The sequence below is a fragment of the Streptomyces sp. NPDC047061 genome, from assembly GCF_040643955.1.
Classification (GTDB): Bacteria; Actinomycetota; Actinomycetes; order Streptomycetales; family Streptomycetaceae; genus Streptomyces.
Genome location: NZ_JBEYVI010000030.1, coordinates 96,660 through 113,817, shown reverse-complemented (window position 1 = coordinate 113,817; position 17,158 = coordinate 96,660). Strand labels below are relative to the sequence as shown.

At 71.0% G+C, this 17,158-nt stretch carries 16 protein-coding genes; 5 read left to right on the top strand and 11 right to left on the bottom strand.

Features of this window, described 5'->3' with window-relative positions; genetic code table 11:
- From ABZ887_RS34405 to ABZ887_RS34395, 3 genes are read left to right on the top strand one after another with little or no spacing between them, the layout of a single operon-like run.
- On the top strand, positions 1–369 hold the full coding sequence (locus ABZ887_RS34405; protein WP_361298185.1) for a hypothetical protein: 369 nt from the start codon (positions 1–3) through the stop codon (positions 367–369).
- 22 nt (positions 370–391) lie between these two features.
- Positions 392–2,104, top strand: coding sequence for a cation acetate symporter (locus ABZ887_RS34400; protein ID WP_361298182.1), 1,713 nt, complete (start codon positions 392–394; stop codon positions 2,102–2,104).
- Positions 2,101–3,282 carry a histidine kinase gene (locus ABZ887_RS34395; RefSeq protein ID WP_361298179.1) on the top strand — a complete coding sequence of 394 codons (1,182 nt, stop codon included), beginning with the start codon at positions 2,101–2,103 and terminating at the stop codon, positions 3,280–3,282. Before ABZ887_RS34400 ends, ABZ887_RS34395 begins: the two co-directional genes overlap by 4 nt.
- A gap of 94 nt (positions 3,283–3,376) precedes the next feature.
- Here ABZ887_RS34395 and ABZ887_RS34390 read toward each other — a convergent pair whose 3' ends face one another.
- The 7 genes from ABZ887_RS34390 to ABZ887_RS34360 all read right to left on the bottom strand — a co-directional run bounded on the left by ABZ887_RS34390 (position 3,377) and on the right by ABZ887_RS34360 (position 11,214).
- Positions 3,377–3,556, bottom strand: coding sequence for a hypothetical protein (locus tag ABZ887_RS34390; protein ID WP_361298176.1), 180 nt, complete (start codon positions 3,554–3,556; stop codon positions 3,377–3,379).
- A 13-nt stretch (positions 3,557–3,569) separates the two neighbouring features.
- Positions 3,570–5,393, bottom strand: coding sequence for a protein kinase (locus ABZ887_RS34385; RefSeq protein ID WP_361298173.1), 1,824 nt, complete (start codon positions 5,391–5,393; stop codon positions 3,570–3,572).
- Between the two features lie 22 nt (positions 5,394–5,415).
- Positions 5,416–6,804: a PASTA domain-containing protein gene (locus tag ABZ887_RS34380; protein ID WP_361298170.1), complete on the bottom strand. Its 1,389-nt coding sequence runs from the start codon at positions 6,802–6,804 to the stop codon at positions 5,416–5,418.
- A 57-nt stretch (positions 6,805–6,861) separates the two neighbouring features.
- Positions 6,862–7,812 carry a cytochrome c oxidase assembly protein gene (locus tag ABZ887_RS34375; protein WP_361298167.1) on the bottom strand — a complete coding sequence of 317 codons (951 nt, stop codon included), beginning with the start codon at positions 7,810–7,812 and terminating at the stop codon, positions 6,862–6,864.
- A 208-nt stretch (positions 7,813–8,020) separates the two neighbouring features.
- The gene (locus tag ABZ887_RS34370) at positions 8,021–9,046 is read right to left on the bottom strand and encodes a 6-phosphofructokinase (RefSeq protein ID WP_361298164.1); all 1,026 of its coding nucleotides are present in this window, start codon (positions 9,044–9,046) and stop codon (positions 8,021–8,023) included.
- Between the two features lie 180 nt (positions 9,047–9,226).
- A complete protein-coding gene (locus ABZ887_RS34365; protein ID WP_093505915.1) occupies positions 9,227–9,955 on the bottom strand; it encodes a glutamine amidotransferase in 729 nt (242 codons plus the stop codon).
- A 20-nt stretch (positions 9,956–9,975) separates the two neighbouring features.
- The gene (locus ABZ887_RS34360; protein WP_361298160.1) at positions 9,976–11,214 is read right to left on the bottom strand and encodes a MurT ligase domain-containing protein; all 1,239 of its coding nucleotides are present in this window, start codon (positions 11,212–11,214) and stop codon (positions 9,976–9,978) included.
- Positions 11,215–11,364: 150 nt separating this feature from the next.
- On the opposite strand from ABZ887_RS34360, the gene def reads away from it, so the two are divergent.
- The gene (def, locus tag ABZ887_RS34355) at positions 11,365–11,904 is read left to right on the top strand and encodes a peptide deformylase (protein WP_361298157.1); all 540 of its coding nucleotides are present in this window, start codon (positions 11,365–11,367) and stop codon (positions 11,902–11,904) included.
- Positions 11,905–12,001: 97 nt separating this feature from the next.
- On the opposite strand, the gene ABZ887_RS34350 is transcribed toward def, so the two are convergent.
- Positions 12,002–12,646 (bottom strand): TetR family transcriptional regulator, encoded by a 645-nt coding sequence (locus ABZ887_RS34350; protein WP_361298154.1) that lies wholly within the window; start codon positions 12,644–12,646, stop codon positions 12,002–12,004.
- Positions 12,647–12,818: 172 nt separating this feature from the next.
- Here ABZ887_RS34350 and ABZ887_RS34345 point away from each other — a divergent pair, with 172 nt between their 5' ends.
- Complete coding sequence (locus tag ABZ887_RS34345; RefSeq protein ID WP_361298151.1) at positions 12,819–14,045, top strand: acyl-CoA dehydrogenase family protein; 1,227 nt, start codon at positions 12,819–12,821, stop codon at positions 14,043–14,045.
- Between the two features lie 83 nt (positions 14,046–14,128).
- Here ABZ887_RS34345 and ABZ887_RS34340 read toward each other — a convergent pair whose 3' ends face one another.
- Genes ABZ887_RS34340 through ABZ887_RS34330 form a run of 3 tightly spaced genes read right to left on the bottom strand, consistent with a single transcriptional unit; the run spans position 14,129 to position 16,978 of the window.
- Entirely contained in the window at positions 14,129–14,650 is a 522-nt protein-coding gene (locus ABZ887_RS34340) for a cupin domain-containing protein (RefSeq protein WP_361298148.1), read from the bottom strand.
- 7 nt (positions 14,651–14,657) lie between these two features.
- Positions 14,658–15,908, bottom strand: a complete 1,251-nt coding sequence (locus tag ABZ887_RS34335; protein ID WP_361298145.1) for a cytochrome P450 — start codon at positions 15,906–15,908, stop codon at positions 14,658–14,660.
- Positions 15,909–15,913: 5 nt separating this feature from the next.
- Complete coding sequence (locus ABZ887_RS34330; RefSeq protein WP_361298142.1) at positions 15,914–16,978, bottom strand: type III polyketide synthase; 1,065 nt, start codon at positions 16,976–16,978, stop codon at positions 15,914–15,916.
- Positions 16,979–17,158 lie beyond the last annotated feature (180 nt).

The window sequence follows — 17,158 nt, the reverse complement described above, 5'->3', positions numbered from 1 at the left end:
ATGGCCGCGGACCCCGCCGAACGCCGGGTCACCGTCACCGGCCCGCCCCGCCGCAGCCGCCGTACCTCCGGCTACTACCGGCCGCGCACCGAGATCGACGAGCAGACCACCCTGGGCCACACCTACGTCCGCTCCCTCATGCGCAGCCAACTGCGCGTCGCCCTCGCCGTGTTCGCCGTCCTGGTGCTGCTCGTCGGCCCGCTCCCGCTGGTCTTCGCCGCCGCCCCCGAGGCACGCCGCCTGGAGTGGCTGGTGCTCGGCTTCTGCCTCTACGCCCCGCTCATCCTGCTCGCCCGCTGGTACGTGCGCCGCGCCGAACGCAACGAGGAGGACTTCGTCCGCCTCGTCGAGGACCGACAGGACCGATGAACTCCCGCCCCGACGAGGCTCGATGAACTCCAGCTACGCCGTCCCGGCCGTCGCCCTCGTGGTCGTCGCGACCGTCCTCGTCGGCGCCTTCGGCCTGCGCATCTCCCGGACCACCTCCGACTTCTACGTCGCCTCCCGCACCGTCGGCCCCCGCCTCAACGCGGCCGCGATCAGCGGCGAGTACCTCTCCGCCGCCTCCTTCCTGGGCATCGCGGGCCTGGTCCTCGTCCAGGGCCCCGACATGCTCTGGTACCCCGTCGGCTACACCGCCGGCTACCTCGTGCTCCTCCTCTTCGTCGCCGCCCCGCTGCGCCGCTCCGGCGCCTACACCCTCCCCGACTTCGCCGAGGCCAGGCTCGCCTCGCAGCCGGTACGACGGCTCGCCGGGGCGTTCGTCGTCGGCGTCGGCTGGCTCTACCTGCTGCCCCAACTCCAGGGCGCCGGGCTCACGTTGGCGGTCCTCACCGGCGCCCCCGACGCGCTCGGCGGACTCATCGTCGCCGTGGTCGTCGTCGCCACCGTGGCCGCCGGCGGCATGCGCAGCATCACCTTCGTGCAGGCCTTCCAGTACTGGCTGAAGCTCACCGCCCTGCTCGTCCCCGCCCTCTTCCTGATCCTCGCCTGGCAGCGCGCCGGCGCCCCCGTCCACGCCTTCGACGAACCGGCCACCTTCCGCACCCAGCGCGTCGTGGACGTCCAGGACACCCTCTCCCTCCGGCTCGACCGCCCGCTCACGGTCACCGTCACCGGCGCGGTCGACGGCCGCCCGCTCCGGGGCACCCGGGTCACCCTCCCCGAGGGCACCCACCGCATCACCGGCGGCACCCGCCTGACCTTCGCCAAGGGCACCCGCGTCCCCGCCACCGACCGCGGCACCAACGGCGGCATGTCCACCTCGCTCGCCGAGAGCCGCGAGGAACGCCCGCTGTACGCCACGTACGGCCTGATCCTCGCCACCTTCCTCGGCACCATGGGCCTGCCGCACGTCGTGGTCCGCTTCTACACCAGCCCGCACGGCGTCGCCGCCCGCCGCACCACCGTCGCCGTCCTCGCCCTGATCGGCCTCTTCTACCTCCTGCCACCCGTCTACGGCGCCCTCGGCCGCCTCTACACCCCCGAACTCACCCTCACCGGCGAGACGGACGCCGCCGTCCTGCTGCTGCCCGACCGGGTCGTCGGCGGCCTCGGCGGCGACCTGCTCGGCGCGCTGGTGGCGGGCGGTGCCTTCGCCGCGTTCCTCTCCACCGCCTCCGGCCTCACCATGGCGGTCGCCGGCGTCCTCACCCAGGACGTCCTCCCGTCCCGCGGCGTACGGCACTTCAGACTCGGGACGGTCCTCGCCATGGCCGTACCGCTCGCCGCGAGCGTCCCGGTGGGCGGCCTGCCGGTCGCCGACGCCGTCGGACTGGCCTTCGCCGTGTCCGCGTCCTCCTTCTGCCCGCTGCTGGTCCTCGGCATCTGGTGGCGGCGGCTGACCCCGCCAGGCGCGGCCGCCGGGATGCTGGCCGGGGGCGGCTCGGCGTTCTGCGCGGTGGCCGCGACGATGGCCGACCTGCCCGGCACCGGCGAGCTGCACGCCCTGCTGGCCTGGCCCGCGCTCTGGTCGGTCCCGCTGGGCTTCCTCACCATGATCCTGGTGTCCCTGGCGACCCCCGGCCGGGTACCGCCCGGAACGGCCGCGATCCTGGCCCGCTTCCACCTGCCGGAAGAGCTGCGCGCGGAGGTCAAGGCGTGACCGGGTTCCTCGCGGGCCTCCTCGTGGCCGTCCTCCCGCTCCTCGCCGCCGGCTTCTGGCTCGGCCGCCGCACCGCACGCCCCGAGAGCCTCGGCGGCCTCGGCACCCCCGTCGAGCACGCCACCTTCGAGACCCTGCACACCGCCTCCCTCGCCGCACCCCCGCTGCGCGCGGGCCTGACCGAGGAGACCGCCCGCCGCTCGGCCCGCCGGCTGCGCACCCTGCTCGGCACCGACGCGCTCTGCCTCACCGACCACGAGAACCTGCTCGTCTGGGACGGCGTCGGCGACCACCACCGCACCGAGATCACGGAACGGCTCGCCGGGCCGCTGGAGTCCGGCCGCGGCGAGGCCTTCCGCCTGCACTGCGAGTATCCCGACTGCCCGGTCCGCTGGGCGGTGGTCGCGCCCCTCACCGTCGACGACCGCGTCCACGGCACCCTGGTCGCCTGCGCCCCGCGCGAGTCCGCCGTCCTGGTCCGGGCGGCCGGCGAGGTCGCCCGCTGGGTCGGCGTCCAGCTGGAACTGGCCGACCTGGACCGCTCCCGGACCCGGCTCATCGAGGCCGAGATCCGCGCCCTGCGCGCCCAGATCTCCCCGCACTTCATCTTCAACTCGCTCGCGGTGATCGCCTCGTTCGTCCGCACCGACCCCGAGCGCGCCCGCGAACTGCTCCTCGAATTCGCCGACTTCACCCGCTACTCGTTCCGCAGGCACGGCGACTTCACCACCCTCGCCGACGAACTCCACGCCATCGACCACTACCTGGCGCTGGTCCGGGCCCGCTTCGGCGACCGCCTCACGGTCACCCTGCAGATCGCCCCCGAGGTACTCCCGGTCACCCTGCCCTTCCTCTGCCTCCAGCCCCTGGTCGAGAACGCCGTCAAGCACGGTCTGGAGGGCAAGACCGGCACCTGCCACATCCAGATCACCGCCCAGGACGAGGGCGCCGAGGCCCTGGTGGTCATCGAGGACGACGGCGCAGGCATGGACCCGGTCCTGCTGCGCCGCATCCTCGCCGGCGAGACCAGCCCCTCCGGGGGCATCGGCCTGTCCAACGTCGACGACCGGCTCCGGCAGGTGTACGGGGACGACCACGGGCTCGTCATCGAGACCGCGCCCGGTGCGGGGATGAAGATCACCGCACGGTTGCCCAAGTACCAGGCCGGAGTGCACTAGCGCTTCGCTGGAAGGGCCGCGTTGTGCCGTCGTTCGTCTGCGGCGCCGTCGTGGCTGGTCGCGCAGTTCCCCGCGCCCCTTCGGGGGCGCTGTGTCAGTTGTTCTGGGTCACCACCATCGCCAGTGTCAGCAGGCCCAGCACCACCCAGCCGAACCAGAGCCAGCCGTTGCTGCCGAGCGCCACCGTGTAGGCCGTCACCACGACGAGTCCGCCGACGGTGAGCACCCCCATCGCCTTGGTGGCACCGTTCGAGCCGTTCGCAGAACCGGGCATCGCGACACCCTCCTCATGGTCCGTCTCCCTCCATGGTGCCCCCGTTCTGCTTCCTGACGGCGCACACGGCGAAATGAAAGCCGGCCGTCCATGTGGCCTCACTGGTCCAGGAGTCCGCCTCGTACACGGAAGGATCGAATCCGTACTCCTCCGGCGGTACGTCCCGGGCACAAGCCCTGTCCTGCTGTTTCGCCGCCTCGGCCAGCGTCAGGCCGGCGGCCAGCCGGGTGAATCCGAGCACCTCCTCGTCGTGGGGGCCCGAGCAGGAGACGAGCAGCGCGGTCCGCGCGGGCGGCAGCCTGAGACAGTCCCGCTTCTGCATGGTGGCGTTGCCCACGAACGCGGACCCCAAGGTGCGATACCCGTCGAGCGGCCCGTAGACGGGGCCGTGCGCCCCCAGCACCAGGCAGGCGACCCGGCCGCCGGTCGAGTCGAACCCGTCCCCGATCGGTACGACGGCGACGGACCGCACATCCGCGAGTTTCCCGCGCAGATCCCCGGTCCGCTCCGCGCACCCGGCGGGCCCCTTCGCACGCGCCTCCGAGGCGGACGCCACCGGCACGAACGTCATCACCTGGCCGTCCGGTGCCTTGTCCGCGCAGGTCGGGTCGACGGTGAGCGTGGGGGTGCCCACGAAGCGCGTCCCGCTGGACCACTCGGCGACGACACAGTCACCGCCGTCGAGGGGCTGCGTCAGGCCGACCACGCTGCCGTACGGCCCGGCAGCGGAGCCACCGCTCTGATGCGCGACCGCCCACCAGACTCCGGTCAGGGCCAGCACCAGCCCCAGGGCGGCGGCGACAGCGGCCCGCAGGGCGTGCGGAGGCGGACGGCGCCGGTGTCCGGGCGGGGGAGCGGGCGACGGGTCCGGGCCCGACACGACGACGGGGGCTCCGAAGTCGGGCACCACAGGGGGAGCGCCCCAGGGCGGTACGGAACCGGGATCGGTGCGGGGACGGACGTCCGCCTCCGCCCGCGACGACACGACCAGCGACAGCGCGGCCTCGGCGGCCACCGCCGACATCCGCAGCGCCGGATCCTTGACGAGCAGCGCGAGCACCGCGGGCGCCAGGGCACCCGCCAGCACCGGCGGAGCGGGCTCGTCCGTGACCGTGGCGGAGATCTCCGCGGTGTCCGAACCCCGTTCGAACGGTCGTCGCCCCTCCACCGCGTGGTACAGCGTGCACCCCAGGGAGAACAGATCGGCGGCCGGTGTCGGTGGCCGGCCGGAGATCCGCTCCGGCGCCAGATATCCGGCCGTCCCCACCAGCGCCCCGGACTGCGTGTACCGGGGCTCCCCGCCGTCCGGCTGCACCGAGATGCCGTAGTCCGTCAGCAGCACCCGGCCGTACGGCGCGCTCATGCGGTCGGGCGCGAGCAGGATGTTCGCCGGTTTCACGTCCCGGTGCAGCACGCCCTGCTGATGTCCGGCGGTCAGTGCGTCGAGGACGGCGAGGCCGATCCGGGCGCACTCCGCGGGCGGCAGCGGCCCGGCCCGCTCCAGCAGTGCCCGCAGATCGACCGCGCCCTGCACGTACTCCATGACGATCCACGGCAGCCCCTCGTGCTCCAGCACGTCGTGCACGGTCACCACATGCGGATGCCCGCGCAACCCGGCCGCGTGCCGCGCCTCGGCCAGGGCGCGGGCCGCCCGGCCGGCCCGTTCCTCCTCGTCCGTACCCCGCAGCACCAGCTCCTTGAGCGCGACCCGGCACGTGAGCTTCGGGTCGTGGGCGAGCCAGACATGGCCCATACCGCCGCTGCCCAGTCGGCTCAGCAGCACATACCGGTCGGCGATGATCCGGCCCGCTCCCGACGACGGCGAATCTTGAGGCATCCGGCCACTCCCGGGTTCGGTGTCACGTCGTACTCGCACTGGACTCGCCGTCCGACGCCGGCGCGCCGTCCTCCGGCACGTCGGAGGCCGGGGGATCGCTGTCGGCCGGGGTGTCGGCCGGGACGGATTCGGTGACCGGCGGGGGAGCGGCGGATGATGCCGGCGGTGTGGTGTCCGCCGCGTGGGTACTCGGGACCGGCTCGAAGGAGGAGGCGGGCGGTGTGGACCCGACGGACGGCGAACCGGCGTCCCACGACGCGTCCGGGGCGGACGACGAAGGCGACGCGGACCCCGACGCGGGATCGGCGGACGAGGGCGACACGGCCGTACCGGAATCCCCCGAGGACGAGGACGAGGACGAGGACGAGGAAGAGGAAGAGGAAGAGGAGGAGGCGGACGGTGACGAAGACGCCGACGGAGACGAGTCCGAGTCCGAGCCCGAGTCCCCACCCGGGGACCGGTTCTCCGCCCCGGACTCGCCGCCCACCCGCAGGGTGACGTACTCCCCGAACCCCAGCTCCGTCCCCGCCACCGGGTCCGAGCCCACCACCCGGGCGTCGTCGGACGGCAGCTCGGCACCGTCGGAGGCGACGGCCAGCCCCGCGTCGGAGAGCCGTCCGCTCGCCGCCCCGAAGGACATGCCGATGACGTCGGGTACAGAGTGCAGCTCGCCGGTACGGAACACGGTGTCGTGCGTGCCCGTCGTCCCCACCGGCCGCTCGAAGCCCCGGTCGGGGTCGGTGACATCGACGAGCGCCAGTCGCTTCAGTGGCCGCGCGGCGGGTCGTACGGCCGTCACCTCGGTCCGGTCGTACCCCCGCCACTTCTTGTTGCCGTGCTCGAACCCGACCTTGATACGGCCGGCATCGCCCTCGAAGGGCCGCAGCGGATTTCCGCACGAGCACTTCACGGCGGGCTGTCCCTGCCGATCGACGAGAACGGCGATTCCGGCCTGGAGCAGGGAGTCGTAGGGGACGGCACTTCCCTTTTTGTAATCGTGGTTTTTCGCGAGGGTGTCGTGACGCAGCAATACGGGAGTGAGGCGGTCGAGGAAATCAGGAATGTGTTCGGTCGAGATGCCGAAGACACTGGCCCAGGCCTGTGCCTTGCGGTGATTCGCGGGATCGGTGAGGAATTTCCTGAGTTTCTCGACGTCGCAGATGGTCGGCTGCCGGGTGCCCCCGTAGAGGCCGGGCGAGTCCCCTTGCTGCAGGTTGCCGCGCACCGGCAGTGAACGGACCTGTTTGTCGTGGCCGAGCCCCTGGTCCTCGTCGAAGAACGGGTCGAGTGCCGGTACACCGGCGGCGACCGCCTTGACGGCGATCGAGTCCCGCCCGCAACCGCTGAGTACCAGTACCGGAACCAGGACGACGAGTACGCATGCCCGGTGCAAGAAAGCGCGCAGTGCCATGACCGCTCCCCCCGGCGGTTATTCCGTCGCGCTTTATGCTACTGAATGAAAAGCCTTTCAGCCCTTGCGTGCGTGCAGTGAGGCCAAATAGGCGTTGTATGCCTCGAGTTCCTTGTCGCCGTCCCGGTCGGCGGCCCGGTCCAGGCGCCGGGCCTGGCGCTGCTCGGAGCCGTACCACTGGAACAGCAGGGCGATCAGCACCAGTACGGACGGGACCTCACTGAACGCCCAGGCGATGCCGCCGGCCGCGGTCTGGTCGGAGAGCGCGTCGATGCCGAGCGAGGCGGGCGGATGCTTGAACGTCTCGACCATCGGCTCCGACGCCATCATCAACGCGATGCCGAAGAACGCATGGAACGGCATGCCCGCGAACAGCTCCAGCATGCGCATGAGGTACCCCGGCCGCTGCGGTCCCGGGTCGACGCCGATGATCGGCCAGAAGAAGACGACACCGACGGCGAGGAAGTGCACCATCATCGCGATGTGCCCGGCCTTCGAGCCCATCAGGAAGTCGAACAGCGGGGTGAAGTAGAGCGCGTACAGGCTGGCGATGAACAGCGGGATGGTGAAGGCGGGATGGGTGATGATCCGCATGTACCGGCTGTGCAGCAGGGCCAGCAGCAGCTCACGCGGCCCCTTCCGGCCCCGCCCGGCGACGGGCAGCGCGCGCAGCGCCAGGGTCACCGGGGCGCCCAGCAGGATCAGGATGGGCGACAGCATGCTGATGATCATGTGCTGCACCATGTGCACGCTGAACATGACCATTCCGTAGTCGTTCAGCCTGGTGCACATCACGAGCATGATGGTCAGTACGCCGATGACGAACGACACGGTCCGCCCCACGGACCACGAGTCCCCGCGCCGCCGCAGCCGCACCACACCCCACCCGTACAGGGCGAGCCCGGCGACACAGGCGACGAGGAAGAAGGGATCCGCCGACCACTCCAGTCCGCGCCCCAGCGTGAACGGCGGCAGATCCATGGTCATGCCATGCCCGCTGTGATCCATCCGCCGGCTCCTGATTCGTGGGGGGTTGTACGTTTACAGCCGCCCACAAGACTAGAACCGCCCTCGACCGCACTTGCGAGCGGGGGCCAGGACACCCACCTGAAGGGGCGCGGGGCTGTATCGATATGCGGCTCCGCCGCGTGGGCGCGAGCAACCACACACGACCCGCACCCGGCAACGAATCGGAACCTCCTACGGCGAGGCCCCCCTAGAGCACGGTCTCCGCCTCGTCGTACCGCTCCGCGGGAACCGTCTTCAACGTCTCCACCGCCTCCGCCAGCGGCACCATCACGATGTCGGTCCCCCGCAGCGCGGTCATGTGGCCGAACTCCCCCCGGTGCACCGCTTCCACCGCATGCCACCCGAACCGCGTCGCCAGGACGCGGTCGTACGCCGTCGGCGTGCCACCCCGCTGCACATGCCCGAGGATGACCGGCCGCGCCTCCTTGCCGAGCCGCTGCTCCAGCTCGACGGAGAGCTGCCGGGCGATCCCGGCGAACCGCTCATGGCCGTAGATGTCCTTGCCGCCCTCGTCGAAGGCCATCGTGCCCGCCTTCGGCTTGGCCCCCTCCGCCGCGACGACGATCGCGAACCGCTTGCCCGCCTCGAACCGCTCGCCGACCCGGCGGGTCAACTCCTCGATGTCGAAGGGCCGTTCCGGCACGACGATGGCGTGCGCGCCGGCCGCCATGCCGGAGTGCAGGGCGATCCAGCCGGTGTGCCGGCCCATGACCTCGACGACGAGCACCCGCTGGTGGGACTCGGCGGTGGTCTTCAACCGGTCGAGCGCCTCGGTGGCGACCCCCACGGCCGTGTCGAAGCCGAAGGTCACGTCGGTGACGGCGATGTCGTTGTCGATGGTCTTCGGCACGCCCACGATCGGCAGGCCGGCGTCGGACATCAGCCGGGCCGCCTTCAGCGTGCCCTCTCCACCGATCGGGATGATCGCGTCGAGCCCGAGCTCGGCCACATGGCCCCTGGCCCGCTCCACACCGTCCCGCAGATGGGAGGGCTGGACCCGGGACGACCCGAGGATGGTGCCGCCGCGCGCCAGGATGCCGGCCACGGCGTCGAGGTCGAGCTTGAGGTAGTCGCACTCCAGGAGGCCCTTCCAGCCGTCCCGGAAGCCGATGACCTCGTCGCCGTGGTCGGCGACGGCACGGTGCACGACGGACCGGATGACGGCGTTCAGGCCGGGGCAGTCGCCGCCGGACGTGAGGACACCAATGCGCATAGCCCGAAACAACCTTCTCCACGTGGGCCGGAGACCGGACCACGCTGTCCGGCTGACATCGCGGCCACCCTACCGGCGCAAGGGGGTCATTCCGCACCGGGCGTCCGCCTGCTGGACGTGCCCGCACATGTGAGCGGACACCCTGTCAGGCGGGCCCCGGAACCGGCCGTTCCAGAAGGTTTACGCGGGCTGCTGAGCGGCGGCGATGCGCTCGTTGCGGAGCGCCTCGTACCAGCGGTCGTCGATCGGCGGCAGCGCGTTCACGTCGAGCGCCAGCTTCAGCAGCAGGTCCGCGATGAGCGGGTTGCGGGCGAGGACGGGCCCGTGCATGTACGTGCCGAAGACGGTGTCGTTGTACGCGCCCTCCGTGCCGTCCCCGGTGCCGTTGCCCTTGCCCAGCTGGACCCGGGCGAGGGGGCGGGCGGTCGGGCCGAGCTGGGTGACGCCCTGGTGGTTCTCGAACCCGGTGAGCGGGGGCAGCCCGAGCCGCGGGTCGATGTCGGCGAGGACGTCACCGACACACCGCTCGCCGGTGCCGCGCACGGTCGTCACGTCGAGCAGGCCGAGGCCCGGCTCCCGCTGCCCGAGGTCGTTGATGAACTCGTGCCCGAGGATCTGGTAGCCGGCGCACACGGAGAACACGATCGCGCCGTTCTCCACCGCCCGGTACAGGTGCCCGTCACGGCGCAGCCGCTCGGCGGCGAGCCGCTGCGGACGGTCCTCGCCGCCGCCGATCAGGTAGATGTCGCCGGAGGTCGGGATCGGCTGGTCGCTGCGCACGTCGAGCCGGGCCACGTCGAGACCGCGCTGCCGGGCCCGCCGCTCCACGACGAGCGCGTTGCCCTGGTCGCCGTAGGTGCTGAGCAGGTCGGGGTAGATCCACACCAGCCGCAGTTGGTTGTCGCTCATGAACTCTTCGTCCTTCGTGGTCAGTTGCCGACGCGGCGGCGCAGGTCCTGGAACGCGGTGTAGTTCGCGATGACCTCGATCCGGCCCGGCGGGCACATCTGCACGGCCTGGTCGAGGGAGTCGCAGACCTGGAAGTGCTGGTTCGCGACCTCCAGGCGCACCGCGAGGTCCAGCTTGCGGTCGCCCAGCACGAAGATCGGGTGGCCGGTCAGGCGCGTGTAGTCCACGTCCCACAGCCAGGAGGTGTCGGTGCCGTCCGCGCCGCGCGCGTTCACCGAGAGGATCACCGGCGCCGGCGGCGGGTCGATGAGCGAGAACGTCTCCAGCCAGCCGGCCGGGTTCTTGGCCAGGAGCAGACGCAGGTCGCGGTTCTGGAACTGGACGACGTCGTAGCGTCCCGCGACGGCCTGTACCTGGTACATCCGCTCCAGGGCGACCTGCGGCGGCACCCCGAAGACGGCGGCGACGGCGGCCGAGGAGGCCGCGTTCGCCTTGTTGGCGCGCCCCGGCAGCTGCAGGTGGATCGGCCAGGCGGACCCGTGCGGGTCGAGGACGTGGTCCCCGGAGAGCACCCAGCTCGGCGTCGGGCGGCGGAACCCGCACTCACCGCAGAACCAGTCGTCGCCGGGCCGCTGCATCACGCCACCGCAGGACGGGCAGGACCAGGCGTCGTCCTTCCACATCTGGCCCGCGGCGACCCAGATCACGTTGGGGGAGGAGGACGCGGCCCACACCACCAGCGGGTCGTCGCAGTTCGCCACGATGACGGCCTTGGTGCCGGCCAGGCCCTCCCGCCAGTTCTCGGCGAGCATCCGGGTCTCGGCGGCGCGGTCGAGCTGGTCGCGGGAGAGGTTGAGCAGTGCGATGCACTTGGGGTCGGTGTCCCGGGCCACCCCGGCCAGGTACTTCTCGTCGACCTCGATGACACCGAACTTGGACTCCGAGCCGCCCGCCAGCGCCGACGTGATGCCGGCCGGCATGTTGGCCCCGAGCGCGTTGGACACGACCGGCCCGGCGGCCTTCAGTGCCTCGGCGATGAGCCGGGTGGTCGTCGTCTTGCCGTTGGTCGCCGAGACGAGGGTGACGTCCAGGTTCTGGGCGAGCCGGGCGAGAAGGTCGGGGTCGAGTTTGAGCGCGACCCGGCCACCGATCACGGAGCCGCTGCCGCGACCCGCCGCCCGGGACGCCGCCGCGACCGCCTTGCCCGCGGTCACGGCCAGCTTGGCCCGCGGCGTGAGCGGGTCCGAGTTGCCTGCCATCAGTTCTCGATCCTCCTTGCGTACGCGCCGCGCCTGAGCCATCCGGCAACGTGGTGTGAGGTCAGCCTATCGAGATCCATTCGCACACCCGAATTCCGGCCCGTGCCTGCGCGGCGAGCAGGGGCCGATCCGAACCGTACCCTTGCGGCCATGCGACACGGTTCCATTCCGGGCGCCCACGGGCGGGTCCGGCCTCTCACCCTGCTCGGCGACCCCGTTCTGCACGCCCCTTGTGCGGAGGTCACCGACTTCGGCCCCGAACTCTCCCGGCTGGTGGAGGACTTGTTCGCGACGATGTACGCGGCGGAGGGCGTGGGCCTGGCGGCGAACCAGGTGGGGGAGCCGCTGCGGGTGTTCGTCTTCGACTGCCCCGACGACGAGGACGTCCGCCACCTGGGGCATGTGGTCAATCCGCGTCTGGTGGCGGCGGACGGCATCACACTCCGCGGCCCCGAGGGCTGCCTGTCCCTGCCGGGCCTGGAGGCGGGCACGGAACGGTACGACCACGCGGTGGTCGAGGGCTTCACGGCGACGGGGGAGCCGATCACGATCCACGGCACCGGCTTCTTCGCGCGATGCCTCCAGCACGAGACCGACCACCTGGAAGGCCACGTCTACGCCGACCACGTCACAGGCAGGCGCAGGCGCAAGCTGATGCGCCAGGTGGCCAGATCTTCTTGGCACCGGTGAGGAGAGATACCCAGGGGCACGGGGCTGTGTCTGATTTGCGGCTGCCGCCGCGCGGGCGCGAGAAGCCTCACCGGGCGGGTAGCCGAAACCGAACCCCTCAGAACCCCGGCCCCCCCACTTTGTCCCCCGCAGCCGCCAACCGCCCCCACAGCAGGTCCGCCAAACTCTTCACCAGTTCCGCACGGGAACAGGGCCGCTCCCCCAGCCACCAGTCCCCGGCCGCATGCATCATCCCGACGATCCCGTGCCCCCACACCCGCGCCAGCTGCTGACTGTTCGGCCCCAGATCCAGCCGGTCCTCGATGACCTGCGCCAGCTCCTCACCCATCCGCCGCAACAGCGGAGCCGAGTGCACCCCGACGTCGAACCCCTGGTCGGTCCCCGTGCCGCCCTCCGCGGGATGCATCAGGAACCGGTACACCTGAGGCCGCGCCTCGATCGCCGCGAGGTACGTGTCCAAGGTCGCCTCGACGCGCTCGCGGCGCTCCGCGGGAGCGTCCAGCGCGGCCCGCAACGAGTTCAGCAGCGCGTCCGTGTGCCGCTTGGCCAGCGCCGCGTACAGCCCGCTCTTGTCGCCGAAGTGGCGGTAGAGGATGGGTTTGGTGATGCCCGCCTCCGCCGCGATGGCGTTCATGGAAGCCTGTGGGCCGTCCCGCAGCACCACCCGGTCCGCGGCCTCCAGCAGCTCGCGCCGTCGGCGGTCGGCGGACCTCTGCTGTTCGGTCCGCTGCGTGGTGTCCATGTGCTCTCCCCACCCCGTGCTGTTTCGGTGACGCCTGCGCAAACTAACACCTGACGGCCATCCGCTCTCGAACTGGCTGCCGAGGTGACCTTGGGAGTTGACTTTTCCTACCGACGAGTAACAGACTCGGGTTACCGCTAGTAACACATTATGCGCCGCCGCTGGAGGAGTCATGGCCGAGTTCACCATGGAACTCAACGACGAACAGAAGGAGGTCCGGGACTGGCTGCACGGTTTCGCCGCCGACGTCATCCGTCCCGCGGCCGCCGAATGGGACGAGCGTGAGGAGACTCCCTGGCCGGTCATCCAGGAGGCCGCGAAGGTCGGCATCTACTCCCTCGACTTCTACGCCCAGCAGTACTTCGACCCCACCGGGCTCGGCATCCCGATGGCCATGGAGGAGCTGTTCTGGGGCGACGCGGGCATCGCCCTGTCCATCGTGGGCACGGGCCTCGCCGCCGTCGGCGTCCTCGCCAACGGCACCGAGGAGCAGATCGGCACCTGGATCCCCCAGATGTACGGCGACACCAACGACGTCAAGGTCGCCGCGTTCTGCTCCTCCGAGCCCGACGCCGGGTCCGACGTGGCCTCCATGCGCACCCGGGCCGTCTACGACGAGGCCAAGGACGAGTGGGTGATCAACGGCACGAAGACCTGGGCGACCAACGGCGGCATCGCCAACGTCCACGTCGTCGTCGCGGTCGTCGACCCGGAACTCGGCTCCAAGGGCCACGCGTCCTTCATCGTCCCGCCGGGGACGCCCGGGCTCTCCCAGGGCCAGAAGTTCAAGAAGCACGGGATCCGTGCCTCGCACACCGCCGAGGTCGTCCTCGACAGCGTCCGGGTGCCCGGTTCCTGCCTGCTCGGCGGCAAGCAGAGGCTGGACGAGCGCCTCGCCCGGGCCCGGGAGCGGGCGAAGTCGGGCGGTGAGCGGGTGAAGAACGCGGCGATGGCCACGTTCGAGGCCTCGCGGCCCGCCGTCGGCGCGATGGCCGTCGGTACGGCACGCGCGGCGTACGAGGTCGCGCTCGACTACGCCATGACCCGTGAGCAGTTCGGGCGGCCGATCATCGACAACCAGGGGGTGGCCTTCGCGCTCGCGGACATGCGGACGTCCATCGACGCGGCCCGGCTGCTGGTGTGGCGGGCGTCCTGGATGGCGATCAACGGGAAGCCGTTCGACGCGGCCGAGGGGTCGATGTCGAAGCTGTTCGCCAGCGAGACGGCGAAGAAGGTGACCGCCCAGGCGATCCAGATCCTGGGCGGCAACGGGTACACGCGGGAGTATCCGGTGGAGCGGATGCACCGGGATGCGGCAATTTACACCATCTTCGAGGGTACGAGTGAGATCCAGCGGCTGGTGATCGCGCGGACCTTGTCGGGGATGCCGATTCGGTAGCGCCGTAGGGGTGCGGGTGCGTTGCGGGCCTACGGCGCGTTGTGGCTGGTCGCGCAGTTCCCCGCGCCCCTAGGTAAATATCCTCACCGGTGCTTCAGAGGTGTGAGCTGCTCGATGTCGTAGCGCTTCCGGAGTTCCTCGATGGCCTCGTGGTCGGGTGGGCCCTCGCTGCCCAGGATCTCCAGGAGTTCCTCGAAGTAGCGCTCGTGATCCGGCGGTGGGGATGCCTGGAAGAACATCCGTGCCGGGGTGTCCGTCGGGTTGGCGAAGGCGTGGGGGCAGCCGGGGGGTACGGCGATCAGTGTGCCCGGGGTTGCCCGCACCACCCTCGTGCCCGAACTCGACTCCCACTTCTGCCAGTTGTCGGGGGTCCGGATGCGGGGCTCGAAGGCGAGGACGTCCAGTTCGCCTTCGAGGACGTAGAACAACTCCTCGCTGCGGGTGTGCACATGGGCGCCCACGTCGAAGCCCGGCGGGACCTCCACCTCGAAGGTGGAGGCCATCCGCGAGTGCGTGCCCGTCACCTTGAAGGTGACACGCTGGGCCGGCGTGTGGACCACGCGGCCGTGTCCCGGTGGTACGAGGAGTCCCTCGGTCGTGGTCATGAGCCGCTCACCACGTCACAGGTAGTGCCTCGGGTCCCCGGATCAACGCGCCCTTTCTGAAGGGGACCTGCTCCGGGGGCACGGCGAGCCGCAGCCCGGGCAGCCGGTCGAGGAGGGCGTCCACCAGCAGTTCCTCCTCCAGCCTGCCGAGCTGGCCGCCGGGACAGTAGTGCGGGCCGAACCCGAAGGAGACGTGCGGGTTGGGGCTGCGGGTGAAGTCGATCGTCTCGGGGTCCGGGAAGACCAGCGGGTCACGGTTGGCGGCCAGGTACGAGACGTAGATCGGGTCGCCCGCGCGGATCCGTACGCCCTTGATGTCCACGTCCTGCAGGGCGATCCGGGACAGGCCGACCGCGCTGCGGTGCGGGATGTAGCGCAGCAGCTCGTCGATCGCCCGGGGGCGGATCGCCGGCTCGGTGCGCAGCCGGTCCAGGAGGTCGCGGCGGGTCAGCAGCAGGTAGAATATCTGCCCGCTGTTGTTGGTGACCGCCTCGCCGCCGATCTGGAGGAGGACGGCGAGACCGACGGCCTCCTCCAGCGTCACCTCGCCGCGACCCACGGCCGCGCCCAGCAGGGAGGCCACGTCCTCGCCCGTGCTGCCCTCGCGCAGGGCGATGAGATCGCCGAAGTAGGCGCTCATCTCGCGCTTGGCCTTCTCGCTGACCTCCTTGCCGTGACTGGAGGACAGGATCAGCTGGGTCCAGACGTGCATGCTGTGCCGGTCGGCGGCCGGCACCCCCATCACCTCGCAGATCACCGCGATGGGGAACGGGCTCAGGACCGCCGCCGTGAGATCGGCGGGCGGGCCGTCCTGGACGAGCTCGTCGACGATCTCGTCCAGCATCCGGCGGGCCTTCTCCCGGACCCGCTCCACGCCCTTGGAGGTGAGCGCGGAGGCCACCGTGCGGCGCAGCCGCGTGTGGTCGGGCGGGTCCAGGAAGCCGACCGCGCCGCGGTCCGGGATGAAGTGCGGGGCGAGCCGGGTGACCGGCTGCTCCATCACCGCCTCGCGGCTGAACCGGGGGTCGTTGGCCACCATCCGTACGTCGTCGTACCGGGTGACCAGCCACGCCCAGCCCTCCCCGTTGGGGAGCTGGATCCGGGTGACCGGACCCTCCCGCATCAGCTCGGCCAGGGTGGGGTCGAAATCCACCCCCGTCAGGTCCGGCACCTCCCAGTGCCGGACCGGACAGGCGGCCTCACCGGGTGCCTCGCCGGGTGCCTCGTCGGCGGGGTCGAGTGGTTCGGTGAGTGTCATCGAGGTCAGTCCGCCTCTTCGTCCGAACGCCGCCAGCGACCCAGCGACATTTCCGCGGTGATGCCGGGACCGAAGCCGGCCAGCAGGCCGCGCGCCCGGTGCTCGGCACCGCCCTCGTCGAACATCCGGCGCAGCGCGTCCAGGACGACGGCGCTCGCGATGTTGCCGTACTCGGTGAGCGTGGCCCGGCTGAACCGGAAGGCGTGCGGCTCGACCTGGAGGAACTTGCTCAGGTCGTCCAGGATGCGCGGCCCGCCCGCGTGGACTATGTAGAAGTCCAGGTCGGACGCGTCCCAGCCGTGCAGCCCTGCCAGGTCCTGGAGAGCCGGTGCCAGCGGCTCCATGGTCGCCGGGACCCGCTTGTCCAGCAGGAAGTGGAACCCGGTGGCCCGCACGTCGTACATGATCCACTCCTCGGTCTTCGGGATCAGGTACGAGCCGTTGCGTTCGAGCTCGACGCCCGTGCCGCCCTTGCCGCGGACCACGGCGGCGGCGATGCCGTCACCGAAGAGCCCGTTGGAGAGCAGCGAGCCGACGCCGAGGTCGGTCGGCTGGTAGCACAGCGAGCAGAACTCGCAGGCCACGATGAGGGCGTTGGCGTCCGGGTACGCCGAGCAGAAGTCGTGCGCCCGGTTGATCGCCGCTCCGCCGGCCGCGCAGCCGAGCTGCGCGATGGGGATCTGGCGGGTCGTGGAGTCGAAGTCCATCTCGTTGATCAGCCACGCCGTGAGCGAGGGCATCATGAAGCCCGTGCACGAGACGTAGATGATCACGTCGATGTCGGTGGTGAGCAGCTCGGCGTCGTCGAGCGCCCGCTGGATGACTGCGGGGACCCGGGCCTTGGCCTCGACCTCGTAGAGCTTGTTGCGCTCCTCGAAGCCGGGGTGCTTCAGGGTTTCCTCGATCGGCTGCACGATGTGCCGGGTGCGAACGCCCGTGTTCTCGATCAGTCTCAGCGCCAGCGGCAGCTGCGGGTGGTTCTCGTGGTGGGAGCGCGCCAGTTCCAGCGTCTCCTCCATCGTGATCACGTACTCCGGGACCGACACTGAGGGTTTGCACAAAGTCGCCATGAACCGTGCCTGCTTTCAGCCTTCCGGTGGGTTTGGGCCCGACCGGTCAGAGAGGTGGTTCACCTCAGGAGGTGGTTCCCTCACGATCACCCGTGAGGGCGATGATCTCTCGCCGGACTACTCCGAACCGGTGACCCCGTGTCAGGGTCGGAACAGCACAGAGCTATCCGTACGAGGAGG